This is a genomic window from Maridesulfovibrio sp. (assembly GCF_963678865.1).
Taxonomy (GTDB): Bacteria; Desulfobacterota; Desulfovibrionia; order Desulfovibrionales; family Desulfovibrionaceae; genus Maridesulfovibrio.
The window spans coordinates 4,195,651-4,220,873 of the sequence record NZ_OY787459.1 but is presented as its reverse complement, the minus strand read 5'-3'; the positions used below and the strand labels follow the sequence as shown (position 1 = coordinate 4,220,873).

26 protein-coding genes are annotated in these 25,223 nt (G+C 47.8%); 18 read left to right on the top strand and 8 right to left on the bottom strand.

The genetic code is table 11. The features are described from left to right. Positions 1-446: 446 nt before the first annotated feature. Positions 447-626: a hypothetical protein gene (locus ACKU41_RS19180; RefSeq protein WP_319779184.1), complete on the top strand. Its 180-nt coding sequence runs from the start codon at positions 447-449 to the stop codon at positions 624-626. A gap of 152 nt (positions 627-778) precedes the next feature. On the opposite strand, the gene ACKU41_RS19175 is transcribed toward ACKU41_RS19180, so the two are convergent. Next, positions 779-1,165 (bottom strand): DUF3568 domain-containing protein, encoded by a 387-nt coding sequence (locus ACKU41_RS19175; protein WP_319779183.1) that lies wholly within the window; start codon positions 1,163-1,165, stop codon positions 779-781. 435 nt (positions 1,166-1,600) lie between these two features. Between ACKU41_RS19175 and ACKU41_RS19170 the strand changes: the two genes are divergently transcribed. From ACKU41_RS19170 to ACKU41_RS19155, 4 genes are all read left to right on the top strand, one after another. Continuing rightward, positions 1,601-2,884 (top strand): hypothetical protein, encoded by a 1,284-nt coding sequence (locus tag ACKU41_RS19170; protein WP_321403122.1) that lies wholly within the window; start codon positions 1,601-1,603, stop codon positions 2,882-2,884. Between the two features lie 133 nt (positions 2,885-3,017). Then, positions 3,018-3,818, top strand: a complete 801-nt coding sequence (locus tag ACKU41_RS19165) for a DUF3100 domain-containing protein (RefSeq protein WP_321403120.1) — start codon at positions 3,018-3,020, stop codon at positions 3,816-3,818. Beyond that, positions 3,818-4,276 carry a hypothetical protein gene (locus ACKU41_RS19160; RefSeq protein WP_321403119.1) on the top strand — a complete coding sequence of 153 codons (459 nt, stop codon included), beginning with the start codon at positions 3,818-3,820 and terminating at the stop codon, positions 4,274-4,276. Before ACKU41_RS19165 ends, ACKU41_RS19160 begins: the two co-directional genes overlap by 1 nt. Further along, a complete protein-coding gene (locus tag ACKU41_RS19155; RefSeq protein WP_321403117.1) occupies positions 4,277-5,422 on the top strand; it encodes an amidohydrolase in 1,146 nt (381 codons plus the stop codon). Between the two features lie 54 nt (positions 5,423-5,476). On the opposite strand, the gene ACKU41_RS19150 is transcribed toward ACKU41_RS19155, so the two are convergent. From ACKU41_RS19150 to ACKU41_RS19125, 6 genes are all read right to left on the bottom strand, one after another. Further along, the gene (locus ACKU41_RS19150) at positions 5,477-5,872 is read right to left on the bottom strand and encodes a response regulator (RefSeq protein ID WP_321403115.1); all 396 of its coding nucleotides are present in this window, start codon (positions 5,870-5,872) and stop codon (positions 5,477-5,479) included. Positions 5,873-6,106: 234 nt separating this feature from the next. Continuing rightward, positions 6,107-7,813, bottom strand: a complete 1,707-nt coding sequence (locus ACKU41_RS19145) for an FAD-dependent oxidoreductase (RefSeq protein WP_319779169.1) — start codon at positions 7,811-7,813, stop codon at positions 6,107-6,109. 180 nt (positions 7,814-7,993) lie between these two features. After that, positions 7,994-8,470, bottom strand: a complete 477-nt coding sequence (gene moaC, locus ACKU41_RS19140; protein ID WP_319779168.1) for a cyclic pyranopterin monophosphate synthase MoaC — start codon at positions 8,468-8,470, stop codon at positions 7,994-7,996. Position 8,471: 1 nt separating this feature from the next. Continuing rightward, complete coding sequence (gene dnaJ, locus ACKU41_RS19135) at positions 8,472-9,593, bottom strand: molecular chaperone DnaJ (RefSeq protein WP_321403112.1); 1,122 nt, start codon at positions 9,591-9,593, stop codon at positions 8,472-8,474. A 3-nt stretch (positions 9,594-9,596) separates the two neighbouring features. Then, entirely contained in the window at positions 9,597-9,818 is a 222-nt protein-coding gene (gene rpoZ, locus ACKU41_RS19130) for a DNA-directed RNA polymerase subunit omega (protein ID WP_319779166.1), read from the bottom strand. Between the two features lie 40 nt (positions 9,819-9,858). After that, a complete protein-coding gene (locus tag ACKU41_RS19125; RefSeq protein WP_321403111.1) occupies positions 9,859-11,169 on the bottom strand; it encodes a DUF4340 domain-containing protein in 1,311 nt (436 codons plus the stop codon). 207 nt (positions 11,170-11,376) lie between these two features. On the opposite strand from ACKU41_RS19125, the gene ACKU41_RS19120 reads away from it, so the two are divergent. The 13 genes from ACKU41_RS19120 to ACKU41_RS19060 all read left to right on the top strand — a co-directional run bounded on the left by ACKU41_RS19120 (position 11,377) and on the right by ACKU41_RS19060 (position 22,962). Continuing rightward, entirely contained in the window at positions 11,377-12,126 is a 750-nt protein-coding gene (locus ACKU41_RS19120) for a tRNA 2-thiocytidine biosynthesis TtcA family protein (protein WP_321403109.1), read from the top strand. 77 nt (positions 12,127-12,203) lie between these two features. Next, positions 12,204-13,109, top strand: a complete 906-nt coding sequence (locus ACKU41_RS19115) for a M23 family metallopeptidase (RefSeq protein ID WP_319779163.1) — start codon at positions 12,204-12,206, stop codon at positions 13,107-13,109. Between the two features lie 176 nt (positions 13,110-13,285). Beyond that, complete coding sequence (gene fliR, locus ACKU41_RS19110) at positions 13,286-14,089, top strand: flagellar biosynthetic protein FliR (protein WP_319779162.1); 804 nt, start codon at positions 13,286-13,288, stop codon at positions 14,087-14,089. A gap of 11 nt (positions 14,090-14,100) precedes the next feature. Next, positions 14,101-15,162, top strand: a complete 1,062-nt coding sequence (flhB, locus tag ACKU41_RS19105; RefSeq protein ID WP_319779161.1) for a flagellar biosynthesis protein FlhB — start codon at positions 14,101-14,103, stop codon at positions 15,160-15,162. A gap of 65 nt (positions 15,163-15,227) precedes the next feature. Then, positions 15,228-17,315, top strand: coding sequence for a flagellar biosynthesis protein FlhA (flhA, locus tag ACKU41_RS19100; RefSeq protein ID WP_319779160.1), 2,088 nt, complete (start codon positions 15,228-15,230; stop codon positions 17,313-17,315). A gap of 13 nt (positions 17,316-17,328) precedes the next feature. Next, on the top strand, positions 17,329-18,417 hold the full coding sequence (locus ACKU41_RS19095) for a flagellar biosynthesis protein FlhF (protein WP_321403105.1): 1,089 nt from the start codon (positions 17,329-17,331) through the stop codon (positions 18,415-18,417). A 110-nt stretch (positions 18,418-18,527) separates the two neighbouring features. After that, the gene (locus tag ACKU41_RS19090; protein WP_319779158.1) at positions 18,528-19,355 is read left to right on the top strand and encodes a MinD/ParA family protein; all 828 of its coding nucleotides are present in this window, start codon (positions 18,528-18,530) and stop codon (positions 19,353-19,355) included. After that, on the top strand, positions 19,297-20,088 hold the full coding sequence (locus ACKU41_RS19085; protein WP_321403103.1) for a FliA/WhiG family RNA polymerase sigma factor: 792 nt from the start codon (positions 19,297-19,299) through the stop codon (positions 20,086-20,088). The genes ACKU41_RS19090 and ACKU41_RS19085 overlap by 59 nt, the downstream gene beginning before the upstream one ends. A gap of 10 nt (positions 20,089-20,098) precedes the next feature. After that, positions 20,099-20,482, top strand: coding sequence for a chemotaxis response regulator CheY (locus ACKU41_RS19080; RefSeq protein ID WP_319779156.1), 384 nt, complete (start codon positions 20,099-20,101; stop codon positions 20,480-20,482). A gap of 97 nt (positions 20,483-20,579) precedes the next feature. Next, a complete protein-coding gene (fliL, locus tag ACKU41_RS19075) occupies positions 20,580-21,278 on the top strand; it encodes a flagellar basal body-associated FliL family protein (protein ID WP_319779155.1) in 699 nt (232 codons plus the stop codon). Between the two features lie 5 nt (positions 21,279-21,283). Then, positions 21,284-21,607 (top strand): hypothetical protein, encoded by a 324-nt coding sequence (locus tag ACKU41_RS19070; protein WP_319779154.1) that lies wholly within the window; start codon positions 21,284-21,286, stop codon positions 21,605-21,607. Between the two features lie 77 nt (positions 21,608-21,684). Further along, the gene (locus ACKU41_RS19065; protein ID WP_319779153.1) at positions 21,685-22,095 is read left to right on the top strand and encodes a hypothetical protein; all 411 of its coding nucleotides are present in this window, start codon (positions 21,685-21,687) and stop codon (positions 22,093-22,095) included. Between the two features lie 33 nt (positions 22,096-22,128). Beyond that, positions 22,129-22,962 carry a hypothetical protein gene (locus ACKU41_RS19060; protein ID WP_321403098.1) on the top strand — a complete coding sequence of 278 codons (834 nt, stop codon included), beginning with the start codon at positions 22,129-22,131 and terminating at the stop codon, positions 22,960-22,962. A gap of 74 nt (positions 22,963-23,036) precedes the next feature. Here the strand turns inward: ACKU41_RS19060 and ACKU41_RS19055 are convergent, their stop codons facing one another. Next, the gene (locus ACKU41_RS19055; protein ID WP_321403096.1) at positions 23,037-25,169 is read right to left on the bottom strand and encodes a methyl-accepting chemotaxis protein; all 2,133 of its coding nucleotides are present in this window, start codon (positions 25,167-25,169) and stop codon (positions 23,037-23,039) included. Positions 25,170-25,223 lie beyond the last annotated feature (54 nt).

Here is a 25,223-nt window from a genome sequence, read left to right as displayed (position 1 = left end):
CCGGTTCAAAGGTAGGTTGATCTATTAGCCTTCTGGAACCCTCAAAGGAATTGAACGCAATGCTTAAATCGGCCAGTTACCAGACACCCAAGGCAAAATTATTGCCGTAAAACATGATGCCGACGCTGCGGCTTTGTACCGAGAACCGGACTCCGGCTACCTCGTAGCTGTTGAGATAGTCCACAGAATCAACCGCGACAACACACATTGACTATGTTTGAGCTGGACATCACAAATCAAGAATACTCTTATATTAAATACAACTACAGACATAACGACAAAAAAAGTAAATAATTTTAATTAAATAAACATAAAAACAAAATATCCAGCAATAACGGTTAGATTCAGGTTTTATCCATTTTTTTCATCAACAAGCATTGTTTTGTTCGCTTGCAGAGGTTATCTTCTTACTAGGACTAACCACACCGTAACCCATGGAGGACGTCATGAAGCAGAACAAGCGTTCGGAAAAAAAGACCGATAAAAAGGCCTGTCCGATCATTAACCTCAAAGACAAAAATGAACTGATCATGACCTCACTCGACAACTGGAATACTCAGGAAAACCGCACCTTCATCCTCAATGCTGATTTTCGCCAGATGGACTCTGCTCGCGCTGATAAATAAAAAAACCGACTCTCTTTTTCTTTCTCACCCTGAAAAAAGAACTCGCAAGTCACTCCCCCCTTTTTTACCTGACAGCAAAAGGGGGGATAGAGGCATAAAAAAACATCCTGTCCGGGGACAGGATGCTAAGTGATACTTTTATCTATTAATAGTTAAAAATTATTATTTATTGATGCAAGTATCCTCCGCGATGCGACTTCATCGCCCAGTATACCGTACCGCACTGTGACTTCGGTTACTTTCGTAGATACATAGGTAAAATCGATAAACACATCCTTATCGACATCTACAGCTTTAATGGAAGCATCACTAAGTCTTTTCTTTTTATCCACTACCTTTAATCCAAGACTCTGACACCCCTTAAGCGCAGCCTGATATGTACTGCCCAGATCGGCATTATATTTCTGCTTGGCCTGACCGGTCACATAAACATACGTACCTCCTGCTGCAGCCCCGCCAAGAACGATGGCCGCGCATCCTGAAATAGCAACACACATTGCAAGGGCAAGGCAGAAAGCTAAAATTCTATTTTTCAACATAATGCAACTCCTTGGCATAAAAATTTGTTAAAACAATTATCCTGTCACAGGAATCGGGTCAACAAATCCTTCTGATTTGAACAGTCAATTATTGAGAAACACAACATGATTTCGGCTCAACCTGAGCACCCACACTTATTTCAACCTCATTACACTTAAATACGAAAAATATTTTTTACGCAAAACGAAATTTAAAGACAGCCCCATAGCCCAATAAGTATTATGTACGCTGTTTAACAATGCAAAACACCGTCAAACCCGCCAAATAACGAGATTCAAACGTACAGATTCAAAATTGGCAAACTTGACACGATACATTCTTGCAGGCAGGCTGTTCTTATTTGGACACATTTGTGACATGTCCTTAATTGATTTTTTTTCAAAATATTACGCAAATCGTAATCGAATTACTCCTCACAACTATCAGGTATTTCAATGAAAATTGGCTGTATCGGACCTTCAGACTCTATCGAAATAGTAAAAGCAGCAACAGCCAGATGCTGCGATGACATCACCCTGATCACATATGTGAGAGAACGGGCCGAAGATTCGTGGGAAGTGCTCGAACAATGCCAACGCGAAACAAACGGAACTCTCTTCACAGGGATCGCTGTTCAGGAAGGAGCCAAAGCCCGCGGAACCATAACCAATCCCTACGAGCATATTCAGCGCGGAGGCTACAGTCTGTTACGTGTTCTCTCGGAAATGAACCGCAAAGGGATCAAATCCGGCAGGCTCAGCATTGACGTAGTCAACGATGATATTCTGGTAGAAGTTGTGCGCGAATTCGGGGTTGAACTGGAAAATATCCACTCCATGCCTTTTGCGCTGCACTTGAGCGAGCAGGAATATTTTGATCGTCACGTCGAGCTTTATGAATCAGGCAAGGTGGACGCCATCGCCACCGGGTTCGGGTATGTGTACAGCGAACTTCAAAAGAGAGGACTTCCGGTTTTTCGGCTCTATGCCAGCACGCTCCAAATCAAGGATTCCCTGACCCGTTTAACCGGACGAATTAAAAATTTAAGTCTGCGTTCCGCCGGAATTGCCATTCAGCTCATTAAGCTTAAATCAATTACCCGAAACTCAATCAACCAGTATGACGACATGAAAAACGGTGGCAAATTTTATCTGGAGCTGCTTGAGTACGTGCGCGCCATTCAGGGTAGTCTCTTCAATTTCGGGACCGAGGAACATGTCATATTCTCTACCCGCGGCCTGATAGACAGCCCCCCTCACCGTGAACACTTTAAAAGACTGCTGGCATGGGGACGGGAGCGCAATATTATTTTTTCTTCCGGCATCGGTATAGGAGCCACTGCCTTTGAGGCCGAAAAATCGGCCCGCAAAGCTCTGGATAATGCAGTAAAACTCGATAAGGGAGGCCTGTTTATTGTTGAAGGTCCCCAGATTCGCGGGCCTATCGGTGAGGAAGACGAACTCGAGTACAGTACCCATGTCGTAGATGGAAAACTGCTCGAAATGTCGGAAAAAATAGGCATTAGTCCCAGCTATCTGGATAAAATCAGATCGTTGATGGATAAAACACGCAAAGACACCTTTGACTCATCAGACTTTGCTGCCTGTCTCGGGATAGGGGAACGCAGCGCACGCAGGGTGTTGAAAAAGTTTCTGGATAGCGGTTATGCTGAAATCTACGGCAAGGAAGTTGCCAATCAGGTTGGACGTCCTAAAAAAATGGTTCGCCTGTTGATTTAACGGTTTTTTTCGGCGCAATTTCGGACACATTCATGTCGTGTCCGAAATATAATTATGGTCAAGCCTATAGAGGCTTTTTCTTCAACATCTTTTTTAGGCTGCATAACGCAGCCTGCATCAGCGGAGTGTTTTTATGAATGAAGCTGTGAAAAACATTAAACTGCATCTTGTGGTCCTTGCCCTTGTTGTCGTTTCAGAATTCATAGGGATTATGACTTTTAAGGTGGGACCGGGAAAACTGGTTCTGCTGCCCATGCTCTATGCAATGTTTATCGGAATTTTCCTCGGCCCTAAATTCTTTAAGGTCGTGAAGGAAAAAGACATGTTTCAGGCCAGCACCCTTGTGGGACTTACCCTGCTTCTGCTTATGGCCCGTTACGGAACCTTGGTCGGTCCCAAGTTTTTTGAAATCCTCAAAGCCGGTCCCGCTCTTATTCTGCAGGAATTCGGTAACATAGCCACCCTGATCTTCGGTGTACCCATCGCCATGTACCTCGGCCTGAAACGTGAAGCAGTAGGTGCCGCCCACTCCATAGCAAGAGAGCCCAACGTGGCCCTCATCGGCGATATTTACGGTCTCGATTCAGCCGAAGGGCGCGGTGTCATGGGCGTCTATATCTGCGGTACTGTTTTCGGAACCATCTTTTTCGGTCTGATGGCCTCGTTCCTTGCTGCCTTTGAAATCTTCCATCCCTATGCACTGGCGATGGCTTCCGGTGTAGGCAGCGCAAGTATGATGACTGCATCCGTGGGTAGCCTCAGTGCTGCATATCCCGCAATGGCTGAACAGATTCAGGCATTCGGCGTGGCAAGTAACACCCTCTCCGGAATCGACGGCGTATACATGTCGCTGATTCTTGCACTGCCCATGTCCAACAAGCTTTACAACTACATCTACAAACTCAAATACAAAACTGCTCCGGAGGCCTTATAATGACTAAACAGCAGAACCTTATTGAATCCACTGCCGTTCTTGTTCTGGTGAGCATAATGGTCCTTATCGGCAACCACGTCGGTTTTAACAATAATATTGTTGAAGCTCTGCCCGGTATGGGTATCCTGCTCCTGATTTGCGTTGCGGGTGTAGCCACCAACATGTTCGTATTCAAGAAAATCCCGTCAGTTCTTTTCGTCATCACTTACGGTGTTATTGTCAGCCTGCCGGGTTTTCCTCTGTCCGAAACTATTAACGCGTACGTAGCCAAGGTCCACTTTCTGGCCCTGACTACTCCCATTCTGGCCTATGCAGGTATCGCTATCGGTAAGGATCTTGATACCTTCAAAAAAAGTGGATGGCGTATTGTCATTGTCAGCCTCTTTGTCATGATATCCACATACATCGGTTCTGCAGCCATCGCGCAGGGAGTACTTAAATTCATGGGAGACATTTAGATGGCCCTGAATTCAGAAGTGCTTGCCCTTCTTGATGAAATGAAGGAACTCCGCCGCAATATCCACCGCAATCCAGAAGTAGGTCTGGATACGGTGGAAACCGCAAAGCTGATTAAATCCAAGCTTGACGAATACGGTATCCCCTATTCCGACTGCGGGGTTAATTCAGTTGTCGCCGAAGTAAAAGGCGGTGAAGGTGACACCACAGTGGCCTTCCGGGTGGATATTGATGCTCTGGAGATGGATGAAGAAAACGACTTCGACCACAAGTCTCAGACTAAAGGCAAAATGCATGCCTGCGGTCATGACGGTCATTGCGTTTCTTTGATCGCACTTGCGGCATACCTGTCAAAGCACCGTGACTTCAACGGAACAGTGCTGCTTCTTTTTCAATCCGGAGAAGAAGGTTACGAAGGAGCGCTCAAAGTTATCGAAGACGGTTTCTTTGAAAAGTATAAAGTGGATTACATGTTCGGCTTCCATAACTGGCCCGGACTTGAAACCGGCAAAATCGCCGTCCACAACGGTGCATGCATGGCCTCCGAAGACCGCTTTGAAATCCATGTCACCGGAAAAAGCGGACACGCTTCCATGCCTCACGTCTGCAACGAACCCTTTGCCGCAGTGGCGGACATCATCAAGGGATTGCAATCCATTATCGTCCGCAAAGTGCCTTCCCACGAGCGTGGAGTTGTTTCCATAACCCAGGTTCATGGCGGAAGCATGCGCAACGGCATCCCCGACCGGGTTATGGTTCAAGGCAATGTCCGTACATGTAATGAAAAGGTTCAGGATCTTATTCAGGAATCAATCGGACAGGTAGCAAAGGGTGCTGCGGTGATGTACGGGGTTGAAGCGGAACTGGATTATGTCCGCAAACACCCGGTGCTGGTAAACTCCGTACCGGAAATAGGTCTGAAGGCCGCTGAAAAAGTTGTCGGCCCGGAAAACGTGGTAACTGACATGGAATCATCCATGGCTGCTGAAGACTACGCTTTCTTCATGAAACATACTAAAGGCTGCTATGTCTGGATCGGTAACGGTTCCGACTCAGCCGCGCTGCACAACAGCAGATTTGATTTCAACGACGAAATCCTGCCCGTTGCAGCTAGCTTCTTTATAGCCGTTATCGACGAGCTTCTATAAAAAAAGCGGGGCCGTAAACGGCCCCGCTTTTCACCCCGAATTGAATATTCAGAGTTAAAGAATATTATTCTCACGCAGCTCACTCATGACCTGCACCTTATTGAACGGCTTTACAATATAGCAGCTGGCATAGCCTTTAAAAAAGGCCTGACTGACATTCTTAGTGTCTTTCAGGGAGGTGATCATGACCAGTTTGAATTCATCCGGACCGTTTATATCCAAATCCTTCTCCAGCGCACGCAGCTTTTTGGTCGCCTCATGGCCGTCCATTTCAGGCATGAGGATATCCATAAACACAGTATCAAACGGATCATTTTCTTCGTGTGCCTTCTTATACAAATCAATGGCATCATTTCCGTTGAACACGGCCTCACAGCGGGCATATGGCGAAAGAAGTTTACTCAAGTACATGTGGACGGTTTCGTCATCATCAATAATTAAAAACCTCATATCCCCTCACTTGGCGCAGAATGAATAGTTAACAGGTCCAAGACCAGCAAATTATTTTCAATTTATGCAGCATACAATAAAATAAATAAAAAACCATAGCAACGCTAAATTTAAAAAAATACTTCTCCGCGCAGCCATCTATCACACCACACCGAACCAGCGCTAACATTTTGATTTAAAAGTAAAAAACGCCGCCTTTTAAAAAGACGGCGTTCTGCATTCATTTTTTTATACTTAAATATCCACGCCGAAGGCTTTGATCACTGCCATACCGCCATGAATATTATGGACTTCTTCAAATCCTAACGCATCAAGCATAATCTGGGCTTCATAAGAACGTCCGCCGGTATTGCAGACCAGCACCAGTTTTTTGTCTTTGGGAAGCTCTTCATACCTCTTGGGAATTTCTCCCTGAGGGATATTATGCCAGTGTTCGGGATATTTCTCGAGGAAAGGCTCGGCGTCTGCGCGCTCACGCACATCAAGAAAGCAATACTCTCCACCTTCACGCGCGTCCCAATACTGAGCGAAAATATCCGGGCCATGACCGTGGTTCATACCGGCAAGAGCGTTATCTGCCATATTGGCAATGGCATTGAGAACATCCATGGCTGATGCGAACGGCGGGGAATATGCAACTTCAAGATTGCTGACATCTTCAATCTTAGGCTGATATTTCATAATTGCCGCAACAGCATTAATACGTCCCACAAGGGCATCCCCTCCGGCCGAAAGCCCCTGAATACCGAGAACCCTGCGGCTGGCTCTATCAACAACCATCTCAAGGGTCATCATGTCCTTTTCAGGATAGAAATGGGCACGGTCAGCCATTATCAGCATAACGCTGACAGCATCGAACCCGGCCTGTTTGGCAGCCCCGAGACTCATACCGGTACCGGACATGGCACGTTCAAAAATCTTGACACACCAGGAACCAGCTGCCGGAGGAAAAACATCATTGCGTCCGGCCAGGTTACCGCCGATGATACGCCCCTGCCTGTTTGCCATGGAACCCATGGGCAGGAACAACGGGGAATCATCAACAGCATTCTTGATAATTGCGCAGTCACCGCCTGAAAAAATCAGGGGATCGGAAGTACGCATTGTTTCATCAACGAGAATACCGCCGCGTTCACTGCAATCAAGTCCGCATTCACGGGCGAGCTTGTCGTTGGGTATTACGCCAGCGGAAATAATTACGATATCCGCTTCCACAGCGCCGTCTGAGGTTATTACACGCTCAACCTTACCGTCGCCTTCGATTTTGGAAACAGTCTGGCCCAATTTGAAGGAAACGCCCTCTTCTTCCATGTGCTTCTGACCCATTTTTGCCAGCACAGGGCTGCACATACGTGGCAGAATCTGGTCAAAGATCTCAACAACTGTGGTTTCAATACCCCACATGTCAGAAAAAGCTTCAGCCATTTCAAGACCGATAAAACCGGCACCGACAACTACAGCCTTACCGTACTGCCCTTTGGTGATGCCTTCCTTGATTTTTTCAGCATCGTGCATATTGCCGACATAGAAAACATTTTCAAGGTCTTCACCGGGAAGGCCGAGTTTGCGAGGAGTAGCTCCGGTTCCGATTACGAGTTTATCATAATCAAGCTCGCTTTCTTCGCCGGTCTTCAGATTTTTAATCCTAACCTGTTTGTTCGCACGGTCGATTTTGGTTACTTCGGTGGAAGAAAGAACTTCTACACCCTTGATGTCGTTAAAAAACGGCTCGTCCCGGACCATATGGAAAGCTGTGGTGCGAAGCTGGTTGGCTTCGGACACATCACCGGAAACAAAGTAAGGGATACCGCAACCGCCGTAGGAGAAAATATCGTCCCTGTCGATGAGGGTAACGCGGGCATCCTGCCTTATTCTTTTGTAACGGCAGGCCGCCTTGGGACCAAGTGCAACAGCACCGATGACAACTACATGTTCTGACATGAACCGAACCTCTGTTTTGAGATTTACATAACTACTGAATAGCATCCTGATCAGTAGGGGAATTGTCTTTGGTCTACGAACTAATCATTTTAAGGAATAAACGCAAGTAGCTTGGGAAAAGAAAAGCGGCAGCACTGATTAATCAGTGCTGCCGCTTTAACAAATCGTATTGAGAAAAGCTTACTCTGCGCGAAAAGTCCCGGACTTGCCGCCTTCTTTGTAGACGAGGCGTACGTCGGAGATAATCACATCCTTCTGTACGGCCTTGCACATGTCGTAAATAGTGGCACAGGCAACCTGTACGGCAACCAACGCTTCCATTTCGACCCCGGTTTTACCGGTGCAACGGGCTTCTCCTTCCACTTCAATGGTCAGCTCAGCTTCGTTGACAGCAAAACGCACATCAACATAGCTGAGTGCAATGGGATGACAGAGCGGGATAAGACGATGAGTTTCCTTGGCCCCCATAATTCCTGCAATCTTGGCTGAAGCAAGGGCGTCACCTTTAGGGAGAGCCTGCTTCCGCAGCAGATTGAAAGTCTCCTCGTTGAGGATGACCCTTCCTTTGGCAATGGCAGTACGCTTGGTGTCGGCCTTGGCTGCCACATCCACCATTACCGCATTGCCTTCGGCATCAATATGGGAAAACTCACTCATGCTACTCACCCATCACTTTATCTTTTGCTTTTTTAAAAAGCTTTTTTACCTTTTTCATGGGCTTCTCTTCATCAAGGACTTCGAATTCCCTGAGAAGTTCTTCCTGCCTGCTGTTCAGCCCGGTAGGAGTCTTGACCTTCACTTCCACAAGCAGGTCTCCCCTGTGGGAACTGCCGAGATAAGGAAGGCCGAGCCCACGAAGCTGGAAGACCTCGCTGGACTGGGTGCCTTTGGGAACATCCATTTCAATGGGATCTTCAAGAGTGGGTATTTCCATCTTGTAGCCCAGAGCAGCCTGAACAAAAGTAATCTCGGTACTCAGGACCAGATCCTGGCCCTGACGCTTGAAAACCTTATCCGGCTCCACAGTGATGACCACGTAAAGGTCACCGTGAGGACCGCCGTTAAGTCCGGCTTCGCCTTCTCCGCGCAGACGCAGACGTGAACCGTTATCAACCCCGGCCGGGATGCGGACATTCAGGTCCTTCTGCTTACGCACATATCCGGCGCCATGACATTCAGGACAAGGATTGGTGACAATCTTCCCTTTCCCGTTACAGGACGGACAGGGAACGGAAATACGGAAAAAGCCCTGAGTCTGCTCCACTGCTCCCCTGCCGCCGCAATGGGAGCAGGTTTCAGGAGAACTTCCGGGCGCCGAACCGCTTCCGCCGCAGGCATCACAGGTATCTGTAACCGGGATATTCAGCTCCACCTCGGTTCCCTTGGCTGCTTCACGAAAAGAAACAGTAAGATTATACCTGAGGTCGGATCCGGCCTGCATACGGTTGGCACCGCGGCCACCTCCGCCGAATCCGAAAATGTCGCCGAAAATATCGCCGAAGGCTCCGAAAATATCTTCGGAGGATTGGAATCCGCCGAATCCACCGTTCATACCGTTCACGCCATCATGGCCGAAACGGTCGTAACGGCTTCTTTTTTCAGGATCCCGCAGAACGTCGTATGCCTCTGCAGCTTCCTTGAATCTCTCTTCAGCTTCCGCGTTGCCCGGGTTACGGTCAGGATGAAATTCCATGGCCTTCTTGCGGTAGGCCCTTTTGATTTCCCCTTCCTGAGCTTCTCTGGTAACCTCTAATACTTCATAATAACAACGTTTTGACATGACTTATTCGCTGCCGGGCTTTTTACCGTCGGCAGTATGGTAGCTCTCGGGAAGAACCTTGGAAGCGGCAATTTCCCTGAGCGCGGTTACAATTTCTTTGTTTTTGGATTCAACAAGAGGAGTATAACCTTCACGGTATTGCTTCACTCTTTTAATGGCCATCTGGACAATAAGGAATCTGTTACCAACCTCAGCCAGACAATCTTCAACGGTGATTCTTGCCATGTGATCTCCAACGCAATGGTTTTACCGGAATAAATCCCGGTTATTTTCTGAGAGGAATCTGCCCCTGCAGGTCTTCAAGCAGTTTGTCGGATACCGGATAGTATCCGCTGCCGTCGCCGAGCGAGAGCCAGCACTGACCGGTGGGAAGCTCAGGATCTGAATAGAAGGATACCTTGACGACATGTGCGCCTTGTTCATCCAGCAATTCCAGATCCATCACCTTTTCGGAAGTCTCCGAAAGTTTTTCCGCCGGTTCCGCCTCGAATTTTAATTCATTAAGTCGCCAAAGAGACATGTCAATGCCCAGCAGCGGCTTTTTATCCACAAAATTGATCCAGTTTTTATCGGATTTGATTCCGGTAAAAGTCTGGTTACCCTGAACAACCTTGACAGAACCTACCTTACCGATGGCCACGGAAACAATATTTCGCTGGCGCATGGCAAAAGCTTTTCTGTTTAATTGTTCAAAATGTTCATCACTTAAAACAAAATATCCGTTCTGAGAGGAAGACCGGGCCAAATAATGTCCTTCTTCCCCGCTCGGTTCAAAAATTTCAAGAATCTCCACCTTATTATCGGGCAGAACAATCTCAATATTTAAAACGAGTCGACCCTCCTTTTGAGGATCCGTGGCAACGAGCCCCTTTGCAGGGACCTCCAGCAGGGAATGAAGAAACATATCAACATCTCCGCCACTGGCCTTTTTTCCGCTCAAAGGAGCCGGAAAAGTAAAAAAGAAAGAACCGTCCTTACGGACCAGAGTCCATGAAAACGAACCGCCGTGCCCCAGAGAAACTGATTTCACTTTTGCAGGTTGCCCCGGCAGCAGAAAAAGATTGTAATAGTAATCCGCTGGGAACTCACAATGCTGCACAAAATCTTTGTCCAGCAAAAAGAGACTGCGTTCTTCCTTTGAATTTAAGGCAAAATAACCTTCACCGGAAGGACTATCGGCCCCGACCGTCATCGTCAGTTCCTGTCCGCCACCGGAGGCGATACGAATACGGGGAAAGTCAAATCCGTACTCGGCAGCAGCTCCTTCCGCCATCCTGCCAAGACATCTGAAAGCTCTATCCTGAGCCAGCCCGGTCAGAAGCGACTCAACCTTTTTGCGGTCAGCTTCCACTGTGCCGTTCCAGCCATGCTGGGCAACTCCCCATCCGTCAGATCTGCGGACCAGGGAAAAACAGTTATTATCCATCTGACACACGTCAAGCCTGTCCACCTGATCTTTATTGAGAACAGGCCAAACAGGCTCAGCACGTTCAACCGTTTCTTTCGGTGAACTCAGATAAAAGGCTCCGCAAACAATGGAGACCAGAGTCAAAAAAATAAAAAACCTTTTCAGCACAAACAGCACCTTGGAATTACAGACTCACGACATTATTCAACAAAGGAGCAATTTGCCAAAATAGGCGATATAATCTTGCATGTCAACCTGTTTTAAGGCAGAATCCCCATCCCGTCAGCAACAGACCGTTGACAAGCAATTATTGACTAACAATAAATTATAAAACTGAAATTTACCACAACTTATTAGATATATCCGGAGCAGATCATGGCAAAATGGGGAAAACTGAGCTTTGCCCAAAAAAAATGCGTATCCACAGTCGGCATGCTCATGCAGAAAACCGAGATGGTCAAAGAAGGGGACCGCATCGGGATAGCCGTCTCTGGCGGAGTAGACAGCTTCGTACTTATCCGCACCATGCTTATCCGTCAGGCCATCATACCATTTAATATTGAGCTTATGGTCCTGCACGTTAACCCGGGCTTTGTTCCGCAAAACCACCAGCCGCTTTCAGACTGGTGCAGGGAAAACGGAATAGCTTCACATATCGAACTGACCGACTACGGTCCCAGAGCACACGGACCGGAAAACAAAAAAAAATCCGCGTGCTTTTACTGCAGTCGCTTAAGACGCAAAAGACTGTTTGAACTATGCGATCAATACAACCTGACCCACCTTGCTCTCGGCCATACCGCTGATGATCTGGTCACTACTTTTCACATGAACATGCTTCAAAACGGCCGAATTGAAGGACTCTCTGCAAACGAGCCTTTTTTCCAAGGAAAACTCAATGTTATCCGCCCCACGCTGATGTTGGAAAAAATATATATTAAAGCTGCAGCACGGCAGTGGGAACTCCCGGTCTGGAACAACAAATGCCCTTCAAACGACAACACCAAGCGCAGTGAAATCAACAACTGGCTGGAGCAGGAATGGCGCAAAATGCCCGGCTCCAGAAACAATACTTTTAATGCTTTAAGACGTTGGCAGCTTGACTTAAACATGAAAACATCATAAAAATTCCACAAATTTATTGCGCCTGTTGATCAGAGACAAAACAACGTCATACATACAAAACAAGGCCCAAACTGACTATGCTATTCAAAAAATATCACGTAGTAATTTTTAAAAACCCCTGCGACAACGCTCGCAAATTCCAGCTTCGCGGTTGGATTTTCTTCTTTCTTTTCGCTCTGGTAGCAGGACTTGCCGGGGGTAATATATACCTTTGGAAATATTACCAGAATTATTCCGGACTGGAAAACAACCTTGTCCGTGCGGAAAAGGCTGTCCAGGAACAGAAAGCCCAGTTGATATCACTCTCCCAGAAAATGCAGAATATTTCGCAGGATCTTGACCGGGTTCGAAATTTTGATTCCAAACTGCGGGTAATGATCAACCTTGATCAGGGCAATGTTCAAAACGTAGCCCCGAAAGGCGGATCAACCGGAGCAGACTTTTCCAATAATTACCTCCCACTTTACAGACAGGAACTTCTTGTCCGCAAGATGCACGATTTTCTTGCCCAGCTCAGCACAGAAGCCAAACTTGAAGAAGTAAGGCAGCAGGAAATCATCCACTCCATGCGCTCTAAACAGGACGCTCTGGACGCCACCCCGTCCATATGGCCTGCAGAAGGCTGGGTGACTTCTCCTTTCGGCTGGCGCAGTTCCCCTTTTACCGGGAAACGCGAATATCATAAGGGTATAGACATCTCCTGCCCCATAGGGACCCCCATTTATGCTCCGGCAAAAGGGACTGTCTCTTTCTCCGGCTCACAGGGAGGCTACGGCAAGCTCATCAAAATCAATCACGGAGCCAATCTGGCGACCAGATATGGTCATATGAAGCAGCAGATTGTTAAAAAAGGTCAAGTCGTAACCCGCGGTGAACTTATCGGTTACGCAGGTAACACAGGTCGCTCCACCGGACCGCATGTCCACTATGAAGTGCGCCTCGGCGGAGTTCCGGTCAATCCCATGCGCTACATATTGAATTAAAAAGCACTGACACAAACACGTCTGAGCCCGTAAGAAATCTTACGGGCTTTTTAATTGAATTTGTTTACTAAAAATAACAGCTACCGCAGTCATCCTTTGCCCTCCATCCCTCTTGATGATAATAGACTCTAAACAATGGGTCCTGATTTTGCAGACCAGTTTGAAACGAGGACAGCATGACTTTTTTTAATTTCAATCCCAGCGACCTGATGAGCTTTTACCTTACCTTGTTCAGGGTAAGCATCGTGCTATTTTTGATGCCTTTTTTTGGAGGAAACTCAATCCCCAACCCGGTAAAAGCGGCACTGACCATTGTTTTGACACTGGGGATATGGCCCCATGTAGGATTCGACGGCAGCCTCATGCCTGCCAACCCCTACAACATTGCCCTTATGATACTGGGAGAACTGGTTCTCGGGCTGGTCATGGGTATTTCCGTACATGTTATGTTTGCTGCAATCCAGACCGGGGGTAACCTCATCGGTGTTCAGGTGGGCTTTTCCATGGTCAACGTCCTTGACCCGATAACCGGGGTCAATGAGGCCGTCACCGCCCACTTCCTTTACATGTGCGCCATTCTGGTTTTCCTGAATATAAACGGGCACCTCTACCTGATGTCTGCGATGGTGGAGAGTTTTAAATACATACCTCCGGGCCAGATTTTCATATCATCTACGTTGACCGGGCAGATAATGAGTATTTCAAAGGACCTGTTCGTCCTTGCGGTCAAGGTGGCTTCACCTATCATCGCAACAATATTTGTAGTTGACCTCGGGCTGGCACTGATCAGCAAAATGGCTCCGCAGATGAACGTACTCATGCTCGGTTTCCCTCTCAAGATCATGGCCGGATTCTTTGTCCTCGGGCTCGTTTTCAACGTCCTCGCCCTGTATGTAGGTGACTTTGTAGCCGACCTGCCGAACTATCTTTTAAGCATAATCAAGGCCGGAAGCCCACCGGTCCTGCCTATCGGTAACTAGGAGGGAGCTTCATGGCTAAAGATCCCAGTAAAACCGAGAAGGCGACGCCCAAACGAATCAAAAAAGCCCGTAAAGACGGCAGCGTCGCCAAAGGGGAGGAAATGGGTAAAATAATGACCCTCATTGCAGGTGTTCTCTGCCTGCGGGTCATTATGGGTTATTACTACGAACAGTTTTACGAGATATTCCAGTGGTTTTTCACCAAGGGTATCTTCATAAACCTAGATAAACAGTCCGTTTACCAGCTGTTTCAATGGAGTTCACAAAAGCTGGCAGCTATATTACTGCCTTTATTTTTCTTCATTGCCTTTGTTGCTTTTCTCGTGCTCCGTCTGCAGGTTGGAAGCCTGTGGACCACCAAAGTTTTCAAACCTAAATTTTCAAAGATGTTCAATCTTGTTCAGGGTTTGAAAAGACTTATGTTTGATGTCAAAACAGCCATCAGGCTGTTTAAAAGCATTTTCTTCGCCATAATAGTTGGAATCGCTCCCTACATAATAATCAAAAACGAAGTGGGAAATTTTCTGCCACTCTTCTATTCCAACGCCAATGAACTAGCTATTTATATACTTAAAACCGGGTATAAGATGATTACTTATACCATGCTGCCCATGCTGATTCTTGCTCTGGCCGACCTCTGGTATCAACGTTACAATTACCAGGAAGAGATGAAAATGACCAAGGACGAGGTCAAAGACGAATTCAAACAATCCCAGGGTGACCCAAAGATCAAGCAGCAGCAGAAACAGAAAATGATGGCCATCCTCCAGAAACGCATGATGGCGGAAGTCCCCAATGCGGACGTTGTTATCACCAACCCCACCCATTACGCCATTGCACTGAAATACGATCCTATGGTAGCCCCTGCTCCATTGGTTCTGGCCAAGGGTATGAACAAAGTTGCAGAGCGGATTAAAGAAGCAGCCCGCGAAAACAATATACCGATCCGCGAAAACAAGCCTTTGGCACAGGCCTTGTATAAACAGGTTGAGATCGGTGACATCATCCCGGAAGAGCTCTACAAGGCTGTAGCTGCAATACTTGCGAAACTGAACAAATTCACACGCAGATAAAGGCCTGAGCACCTCTTCCGCAAAATGCCACAAAATATACAAGACCTGAAAGGGGTGTCAAAATCATGGCTGAATCTAAAGCGATAAATTACCAGCAATTTGCCAAGCAGGGTGATATCCTTCTTGCGGGCGGCGTTGTAGTTATTCTCTTCGTCATGCTCATTCCCCTGCCGACAATGTTTATCGACTTCATGCTCAGTGTAAGTATTTCACTGGGACTGGTCATCCTGATCACCTCCATGTTCCTGCAGTCACCCCTTGAATTCTCTATTTTTCCATCACTCCTGCTGGTAACCACTCTGCTTCGTCTGGCCCTGAACGTAGCCACCACCAGAGCAATCCTCCTCCACGGGGATGAAGGAACATCGGCTGCAGGTAATGTTATTCAAAGTTTCGGTGAATTTGTTGTAGGTGGTAACTACGTCATCGGTATCGTCATTTTTATGATTCTGTTCATCCTGAACAAAACAGTTATCGTACAGGGTACCACCCGTATTGCTGAAGTTGCAGCACGATTCACCCTTGATGCCATGCCCGGTAAGCAGATGGCTATTGAAGCCGACCTGAACTCCGGACTCATCGGTGAAGAGGAAGCAAGGGATCAGCGTAAAAACCTGCGCCGCGAAGCGGACTTCTACGGTGCCATGGACGGTGCCGGTAAATTTGTACAGGGGGACGTAAACGCAGGTCTGATCATTACCGCCATCAACATAATCGGCGGAATTCTCATCGGTGTTCTCCAGAAAGGAATGCACTGGACCGACGCAGCCCAGACTTACACCCTGCTGACCATCGGTGACGGACTTGTTTCCACAATCCCCTCACTGATCATCTCCACCTCCGCAGGTATCATTGTTTCACGCGCTGCCGCTGAAGCCAAGATGGGTGAGGAATTCATCGGACAGCTGACCTTCCACTCCCGGGCACTCAAACTGGTATCCATCATTCTGGTCGTATTCGGTATTGTTCCGGGCATGCCCACCATACCTTTCCTCTGCCTCGCAGCCCTGATCTACGGAGTATCCCTCCTCGGCAGGGACGCAGAAGCGGAAGTACAGGAAAGCGAAGCCAAGGCACAGAAGGAAAAAGCCGAACAACCATCACTGGACAGCCCGGAAGAAGTACAGGCTCTGCTGCCTCTCGACTCCCTCGAACTGGAAGTCGGCTACGGCCTTATCCCGCTGGTGGATGAAGAGCAAAGCGGCAACCTGCTCTCGCGCATTCGCTCCATCCGCCGTCAGTACGCTCTGGATATGGGTGTCATTATTCCGTCACTGCATCTGCGTGACAACCTGCAGCTTAAGCCCGGTGAGTACCGTGTTCTCATCAAAGGCAACGTTGTGGCATCCGCTGAAATTCTCATCGACCACCAGTTGGCTATGGATCCGGGTGATGCCAAGCACAGAATCAAGGGTATTGAAACCGTCGAACCGGCATTCAACCTTCCCGCTATCTGGATTCCCGATACCCAGAAGGAAGAAGCCATGCTCGCAGGTTACACCGTGGTCGATCCGTCAACAGTTATCGCCACCCACCTTACCGAAGTCTTCCGCCGCAACCTTGGCGAATTCCTCGGCAGGCAGGAAACGCAGGACCTGTTGGACAACCTTTCCAAACGCGCTCCCAAGGCTGTTGAAGACCTCGTTCCCAACATCCTTTCCCTCGGCGTGGTTCAGAAGGTGCTCCAGAACCTTGTCCGCGAAAACGTTTCCATACGCGACTTACTGACAATTGTTGAAGCCCTCGCTGACTACGGTCCCGCTATTCAGGACCCGAACCAGCTTACCGAATATGTCCGCTCCCACATGAGCAGGACTATTATCAAGCCTTACCTTGCCAGTGACGGCAGCCTGCCCATCCTGACCTTCGGCCCCTCAGCTGATGCCAAGCTCAACGATGCGGTACGCTCCTCCGAGACCGGTGGTTTTCTGGCCCTTGATCCGGGCAGCGCCCAGCAGCTCATACAGAGCGTTAATTCGGCTGCAGAAGGTGTACTGAATACTGACGGTCAACCTGTCCTTTTGTGTGCTCCTCAGCTGAGAAGCCACTTGGCCCAACTGATGGTACGCTTCTTGCCTACCATACCTGTAATATCGCAGGCCGAGATTCCTGCGAGCATACGAATCATGTCTGCGGGTACCGTAGAGATTTAAAAAGGTTGGTAACATGCGGGTAAAAACATTCAGAGGCAACAGCACGACAGCGGTCTTCGCCGAAATCAAAGCGGAATTCGGTGACAACGCAATTATCCTCAGCAACAAGTCGGTTGAGGAGGACGGGCGCAAAATCCATGAGATCATGGTCGGCGTTGACGGTCAGGAAGAACCTGTACCGGCTCAGGAAACAAGGGAAGAAGTCATTGATTATGCAATGAACAACATCCCGGACTGGAATCAGGAATGGAACCAGATTAAAGGGCACATGATGGCCCTGCTGAAGCCGCAGATGAACCTGAACCTGCTGGCCCCCCGCCAGCGCCTCGCTCTTGAATATCTTGAGCGTGAAGGTGTTGAAAGCAAGGTTATCCTTGATCTTTTTCAGCAACTCCGTGGCGATAAATCCAAAGCCATTTTGCCCGAACTGGAAAAAATAGTTCCGGTCCGTGCCATGAATTCCAGCAACTGGCCCCAGAAATTTCAAGCCCTCGCCGGACCGCACGGCGCAGGTAAGACATCAACGATTATCCGCCTCGCACTCAAGGAAAAGAAAGAAAACCCCGCAGCCCGCATCTGCCTCGCCTCTGCAGATCAGGGACAAGGCAAGGGACGCCTCGTCCTGCGCCACTATGCCGATCTTTCAGGACTTGAATTCCGGGAATTGGCCAGCCGTGAAGATTTCGCACGGCTCATCGGTGAAAGCCGGAAATTTGACAGGGTATTCATCGACCTGCCCGGACTCTCCGGCAATGCGGAACTGGAAGGCTGGCTGACTGCCTGCGGCATGACCGGACCCTGCGATCTCGCAGTACATCTGGTCCTCAATCCATACTACGCTTCGGCACAGTACACCGCCTTCCTGAAAAAATTTAAATCCAATAAAGTAAAAAGCCTCATCTGGACCAAGCTTGACGAAGCCTGCAACTACGGCGCACTGGTCAACACCTCCTACGAAAGCAGCCTGCCGGTTTCCCTGCTTTCCTACGGTTCCGGTCTGCGCAACAGCATGAAACCGGCCTGTGAAAAGGATTTCTGGAGACTGGTATTCAAACACCAGCTTCCGGCAGTAGAAAATATGAAATTCGCCAAGGCGGTTTAACCGTTTTTCCTGCAAAATAATCAGATTTTAGGGAAATGAGCGCAATACTCGTTGCATAATTGTCGCTGGCAACGTAAACAGTAGAGATAAATAAGAACAGGGTGATACAAATGAATTCCAATCTTCCCATGGTATTTTCAGTAACCTCCGGTAAAGGAGGCGTAGGCAAGACAAACATATCCGTAAATCTGGCCTACAACTTAAGCCGCATGGGCAAGAAAGTCTTGCTGCTGGATGCAGACCTCGGCCTCGCCAATGTCGACGTCCTGCTGGGAATCGCTCCCAAGTACAACCTTTTCCACCTCTTTCACGAGGGCACAGGAATCAGGGAAGTTCTTTACAAGACCGATTACGGATTCGACATCCTCCCGGCCTCTTCCGGTGTCAGCGACATGGTATCGCTTTCCACCGGGCAGAAGCTGGACCTGCTGGAAGCCATGGACCACCTTGAAGATGAAATTGACTACCTTATCGTTGATACCGGAGCCGGAATCAACGATAACGTGCTCTACTTCAATCTCGCCGTGCAGCAGCGCCTTCTGGTGCTGACTCCGGAACCCACCTCGCTGACCGATGCCTATGCCCTGATCAAGGTCATGAAACTGCATCACGGGGTTGACAAATTCAAGGTTCTGGTAAACATGGCTCCGGACATGAAAGAAGCCAAGGAAGTGTTCAAGAAGCTTTACATGGCCTGTGATCATTTCCTGAGTGGTGTTTCACTGGATCTGGTTGGTGTTATCCCCCGTGATCCTAACATGCGTAAGGCGGTCATTAAACAGACCCCGTTATGCAAAGTTGCACCCTCAAGCCCGGCTTGTGTTCAGATTGCTGAAGCTGCTAAAAAAATAACCAAATGGAAAGCGACATCCGAGCTAGATGGTAATATCAAGTTCTTCTGGAAAAAACTTCTCTTCCAAGAGCAGTCCGTGGCTTAACCTTGAAGACGGGACTACCGACTGGGAAGATTTTTCGCCCTCAGACCAAGAGGCGATAGTACGGCACTATTCACCTAAAATCCGTATCATCGCACTCCGCATGAAAGCCAAGCTCCCGCAGAATGTGGAGCTTGGAGAGTTGATCAGTGCCGGAAGTCTGGGTTTGGTGGAGTCTCTGGGTAAATTTCGCCCGGAATTGAAAATCAAGTTTGAAACCTATGCGGAAAACCGCATTAAAGGTGCCATGCTTGATGAGCTTCGCCGTATGGACTGGTTTTCACGCGGCCTGCGTCAAAAAGTAAAAACTATTGAAAGCAGCATCCGCGACATAGAACACGAAACCGGTGAAAAACCCACCAGTGCCCAGATTGAAGAAGCAACCGGATTTTCCGCAAAGGAAGTCCAGCAGGGACTAGAAGCCCTCCAGAACCAACTCTGTGTCAATCTGGACGCATTCAATGACAACATCCCTAGTAACACAGATTCTCAGCTTGATGATGAACCCTTTCAATCTGCTCTCTTTCAAGAAACAGTGGACAAGGTAGCTGATCTGATTGATAATTTGACGCCGAGGGAAAAACTGGTATTATCTCTGTACTACGGGGAGGAACTGAACATGAAGGAAACCTCCGAAGTAATGGATATTACAGAAGGCAGGGTATCCCAGTTGCATTCTCAGGCTTTAAAAAAATTGAGAAAAATGTTCCACGATAAATATCATACGGAACCTTAAGGAGAAATAAATGGCGATCAATTACTCTATGAAAGTTCTTGTTGTGGATGACTTCGCAACCATGCGTCGTATTATCAAAAACATCCTCCGCCAGATCGGCTTTACAAACATTGTTGAAGCTGATGACGGAACCACAGCATGGGAAACCCTGAACAAAGACGACAGCATTCAGTTCATCGTTTCCGACTGGAACATGCCCCAGATGACCGGCATCGAACTGCTGCGCAAAGTAAGGGCCAGTGAAGAATTCGCCGACATCCCCTTCTTGATGGTTACTGCTGAAGCACAGCAGGAAAACATCATTGAGGCTGTTCAGGCCAAGGTTTCAAACTACATTGTTAAACCTTTCACCCCTGATACCCTCGGCCAGAAAATCAACAAAATTTTTGAATAAAATCTCCCCGGCGGGCATGCATCTGCATGCCCGCCGATTCTTTTCAGGCGGCAGCTAAAAACTTTCCGCCCGGAACCTTGTCTATCAGGATGCATGAATGATCTTCCTCGCTGTAGATGGTAATGAAGACTCTGAGTCCGGGGAAGAAACTCAATCTTCGGGCTCTGCCAGCAAGGCAGCTCAAAAAGTAGAGCTGGACCTTGATGATGCTCCTTTTCTCGAAGATGAGGATGAAGAGGACGAGATTCCGGAGGAAGAACCGGAAGAGCTGGATGCGCTGGAAGAAGCGCCTGTTGAAAAAAAATCCAAGAGTAAACTTTTAATTTTTATCGGTATCGGCGTAATTATCCTCTTACTTGCCGCCATTCTGGTAAAACTTTTCTTTTTTGATTCCCCTCCCCCACCAGAACAACCTGCTGTAGAAGAAACCACAGAAGAAGTACCAACGATCCCTCCGGACGACACCCCACCGCCGCCTCCGGAAGAACCTGGCGTTACACTGCTGCGTATGGATCCCTTCTGGATTGAACAAAAAGATAAGGACAAGCACATCAGGTTTCTCATTGCCCGTTTTGCCCTGACCACTACAGATGAAAGGGTTGTGGCGGAATATGGTCGTAAAACACTCATCCTGCGCGATGCGGTCTACTTTTACCTCAAAAATAAAGATTTACAGTTTTTAGCCGATGAGAATAATGTAGAGAAATTAAAAAAAGACCTGCTCATGGTAATCAACCAATACATTGTGGCAGGTGAATTTGAGAAAATCCTGTTTGAGGAGTATCTCGTGAGGTAATAGTCATGCCCGGTACAGTGGATATGCCCCTGATTATTTCGCAGCTTGCGAATGTCCAGAAGATTTCCAATTCTGAAGTTACCAAGGCCGGGCTTCAACAGACCCTCATGATTAATCCAGAGGAACAGGAAAAGAACAAAGAAGCCCAGAAGCAGATTCAAAAGACGGAAAAAGACGAAGCCACCATTTCCGTTCGTGATGAAAACGGTGGTAAGGGTGGCCGGCAGCACTCACCACGCAAGCGGCAAAAGCACGAAGAAGCACCCGAAGAAGAGGCTGAACCCAAAAAGTCTCCGTGGTCCGGCAATATCATCAATGTAAAGATTTGAGACATCGCGCCTATTGCCCTTCTTCAGCAAACAGGGCAAACTATTACGGATTATATGAACCTCTACCAGAGCCAATTATGACTGTATTCCTGCTCCTATTCTTTTCCGTAACCGAGATAGCACTGCTTATCACTGTCATTTTTTTCTTCCTCAGGCTGCGCAAGTCTGAAGAGCTTGTTACCCGGCTTCAGGTTAAACAGGAAGAATTCGTTAAAAAACTTCAGTTCAACACCCAGCTCGAAAACGAAATGATGAATACCTTTGCCGAACGGCAGGAAGAACTGGCCCAGTTGGATATGATGCTTGATCGAAAATCCAAAAGACTACAAAAAATACTCGCTCAGGCCGAAGAATTTTCACGCTCGCCGCAGTTCCTGCGCCAAATTATTCTTACCGGATACAAAGAGGGAAAACCTGTAAGCAGGCTCGCCAAAGCTACCGGACTTTCCATTGAGGAAGTAGAACTGATTATTGACCAGCATAGTTAAGGACATCCCGGCAGGGTTGCCTAAGGTAAATGTATGAAAATTTCCAGATATGGTAACCGTGGATTCAGCGGAGGCGGCAATAAATCATCAGAGCGCACTGCCATATTCCGCAAAAGGTTTTCCGTAGGAGACATTCTGCAGGGCAAACTTATTAAATGGTATCAGCCCAAACTGGGGTGGGTGGTAATTCAGGATCTGGAACTGCTGGCCAGCATCCAAACCAATGCCGCTCCCGGCGACATCCTCACTTTTCATGTAGAACAACTCTACCCGGACATCATCCTCAAAGAAATTAACCCTGCCCACCTGAACAGTCAGGGTGCATATGTAAACCCAACTGAAGTTACCCGCATATTTGTCAGCAACCGGGCAGCATTCCAATCGCAGGCAAACTCTATTTTCACGCAGCTTCAAGCAGAGAAAATAATCAGTGCAAAAAAAAGAAAAATTAGATTTCTGGACCTGTTGGAAAAAGACGTGAAAACAGCAGTCCTGTTTTTTAAAACTTTGAATTGTGCAGCAAGGCTTAACTCAGTGCTGCGATCAACACGGTTGTTCTATATGCCTTGGTTGATTCCCTGCGGACTCAATCAGGAGATAGTGCTCAAAACCAAAACAGATACCGAAAACCCGGACAACTCATTTTATGAATTGCTCCTTTCACTGGACCTGCCTCCGTCCACGCCTGTTCGATTTAAAGTCATGTACAAAAAACCGCAATGCGGATTCAAACTGCTGGCCAATGATCCACGCATTAAATCCTTGCTGGAGCCAGGCTTCAAAACTAATTTCCCGGAATTTATCGGCACGGAACGCATCCCGCAGCACAACGCAGGCGGCGCGCTGGCAGAATTACTGAACGGCTAAGCCTAGTAAAAAATCGGAATCCTTAAACCCTTTTAAAAAATTTGAAGACCCCGCAAGGTCCGCCGGAGTCATTCCTAATCATGCTCTACCTGAAAGACGGCAACTTCCTCTTCAAGAAGGGCAACAGAATTAGCAAGCTGTTCCGTGATTGATACGAACTCCGAAAGTGCATCCTTTGTCTGTACGGATGTCTCACTGAGCTGCAACATAGCCTTGCTGATCTGTGCAGCACCTTCGCTCTGATTCTGCATCCCTTCGTTCACCGACTCAAAACGGGGAGTCAGGGTCTGGACCTGATTGACTACACCGGAAATTCCATCACCCAGCAAGGCCACATTGTTAACTCCGTTTTCCACCTGCTTGCGGAATTTATCCATCTCCATAACTCCTGCAGAAACTGCGGAAAGCATTTCAGCAACAATTTTTTCAATATCAAGGGTGGACATTGCGGTCTGGTCGGCAAGCTTTCGGATTTCACGGGCCACAACAGAAAAGCCCTGACCGAATTCCCCGGCCTTTTCAGCCTCAATTGCAGCATTAAGCGAAAGCAGGTTGATCTGCTCAGAAATCTTGGAGATTGAGGTTACCACTGAACTTATGTTGGCAGCTTTCGAGTTGATAACGGATAGCTTTGAAAAGATACCGCCGGATGCATCGCGCATAGCATCCATCGCTCTACCCATTTCACTGAGATCACGCACTCCCTGAGTTGCAAGATCACCGGTAGAAACCGCCACTGAAGTAGATTCGTTCATGGTTCTGGCCAGCTCCTGCGAGGTTGCGGAAATCTCGCGCGAAGAGCTGCCCAGCTCCTGAGTTGCCGCTGCCTGATTTTCTACCGCCGCTTCCAGCTGATTAATTGCCGTCCCCAGTTTCAAAGCCGACCCCGTAACCTGATCCCCTGACTTCTGCACCTGACTGACTAGAGAATTCAATGTTTGCAGCATGGTATGGATTGATTTGACAAGATAATCCACTTCATCAAAACGCTTTTCCCGGCCTGTTTCAAAGGAATCAACAACTCTTTTAAGATGTCCCTTATCTGTAGCCATGGCAAAAACCTTACGCGCTTCACGCAGATCCCCCTTGGACACATGATAAGCAACCTTTGAAACACTGCGGATGGGCAGACACACCCTGCGGATCACATAATAAATGACCCCAATGGTCATCAGCAGGATAATAAAACTAATCGCCCCCTGCTTCATGATCAGGTCTTCAACAGGGGCGTAAATTTCATCCATCGGTACGGTTGACGCCACATACCACCCAAGCGGTGCAAAAAAACGGACATAAGACTGGCGTTCTACAATCTCACCATCCTGACGGCGCACTTTATAGTCCAGACGCCATTCTCCAAGTTTGCCGACGTCTTTCAAATCATGGATTAAAGTATTGCCGGTATTAAGGTTGATGGTTTTATCAAAATCAGCCCCGGACCCTAACGGAGGAACAAGTACCTGCTTTTCATTATTAAAAATAAAAAGGCGTCCGGTGTCAGCAAGACGGATCTGCGAAAACCCCTTACGCATTTCTTTGACCAGATCATGCTTCTGCCGTTCAACCGAAGCTTCAATATCATCCACGTAAGCCCCGGTGCCGATAATCCAATGCCACTTGGAATATCCTTTTACATAAACAATCTTGGGATTGGAGTCCGTTTCACTGAGACGGGGCCACACAAGGTGTAAATAGCCTCCCCCTTCGCGAACGGCCTTGCGAATCATATCCGGACCAAAGGCATAACCATTACTGTCCTGTACTTTTGATAAATTCCGCCCTTCAAGAGATCTGGTGGGATGGGCAAGTGAATCTAACTTATCTGTATAAATAAAAAAATAATCATTATTGAAATATCTGGTATTCCGGGCTAGTCGGTACGCAGCTTCCTTCGCCTCTTTCTCGGTAATCTGGCCGGACTTGTACAGCTCATAAAATCCATCAATCTGTGAAATAAAAATATCCATCGCATCTTTTATGGCCTGCTTGCGATCACTGAAAGCGTGTTTGCGATACCTGCTCAGCGCCTGATGCCCCTCCTGCAGATAAAGCATTCCCATTCTGATTGTATTCCGGGCAGTTCTCCCTTGAGAAGCTATCATATCCTCTTCAAGAGTAGTACTGGTAAACACAAGTGTAGCCAGCGTGGATGCGACAACAACTGCAGCCACGATATATGAAATTCTAGTGCTGATTGACCGGAACATGGATTCTCCTTGGAATATACACCGACAAATTCTTGAAATTAATATCCCATATTT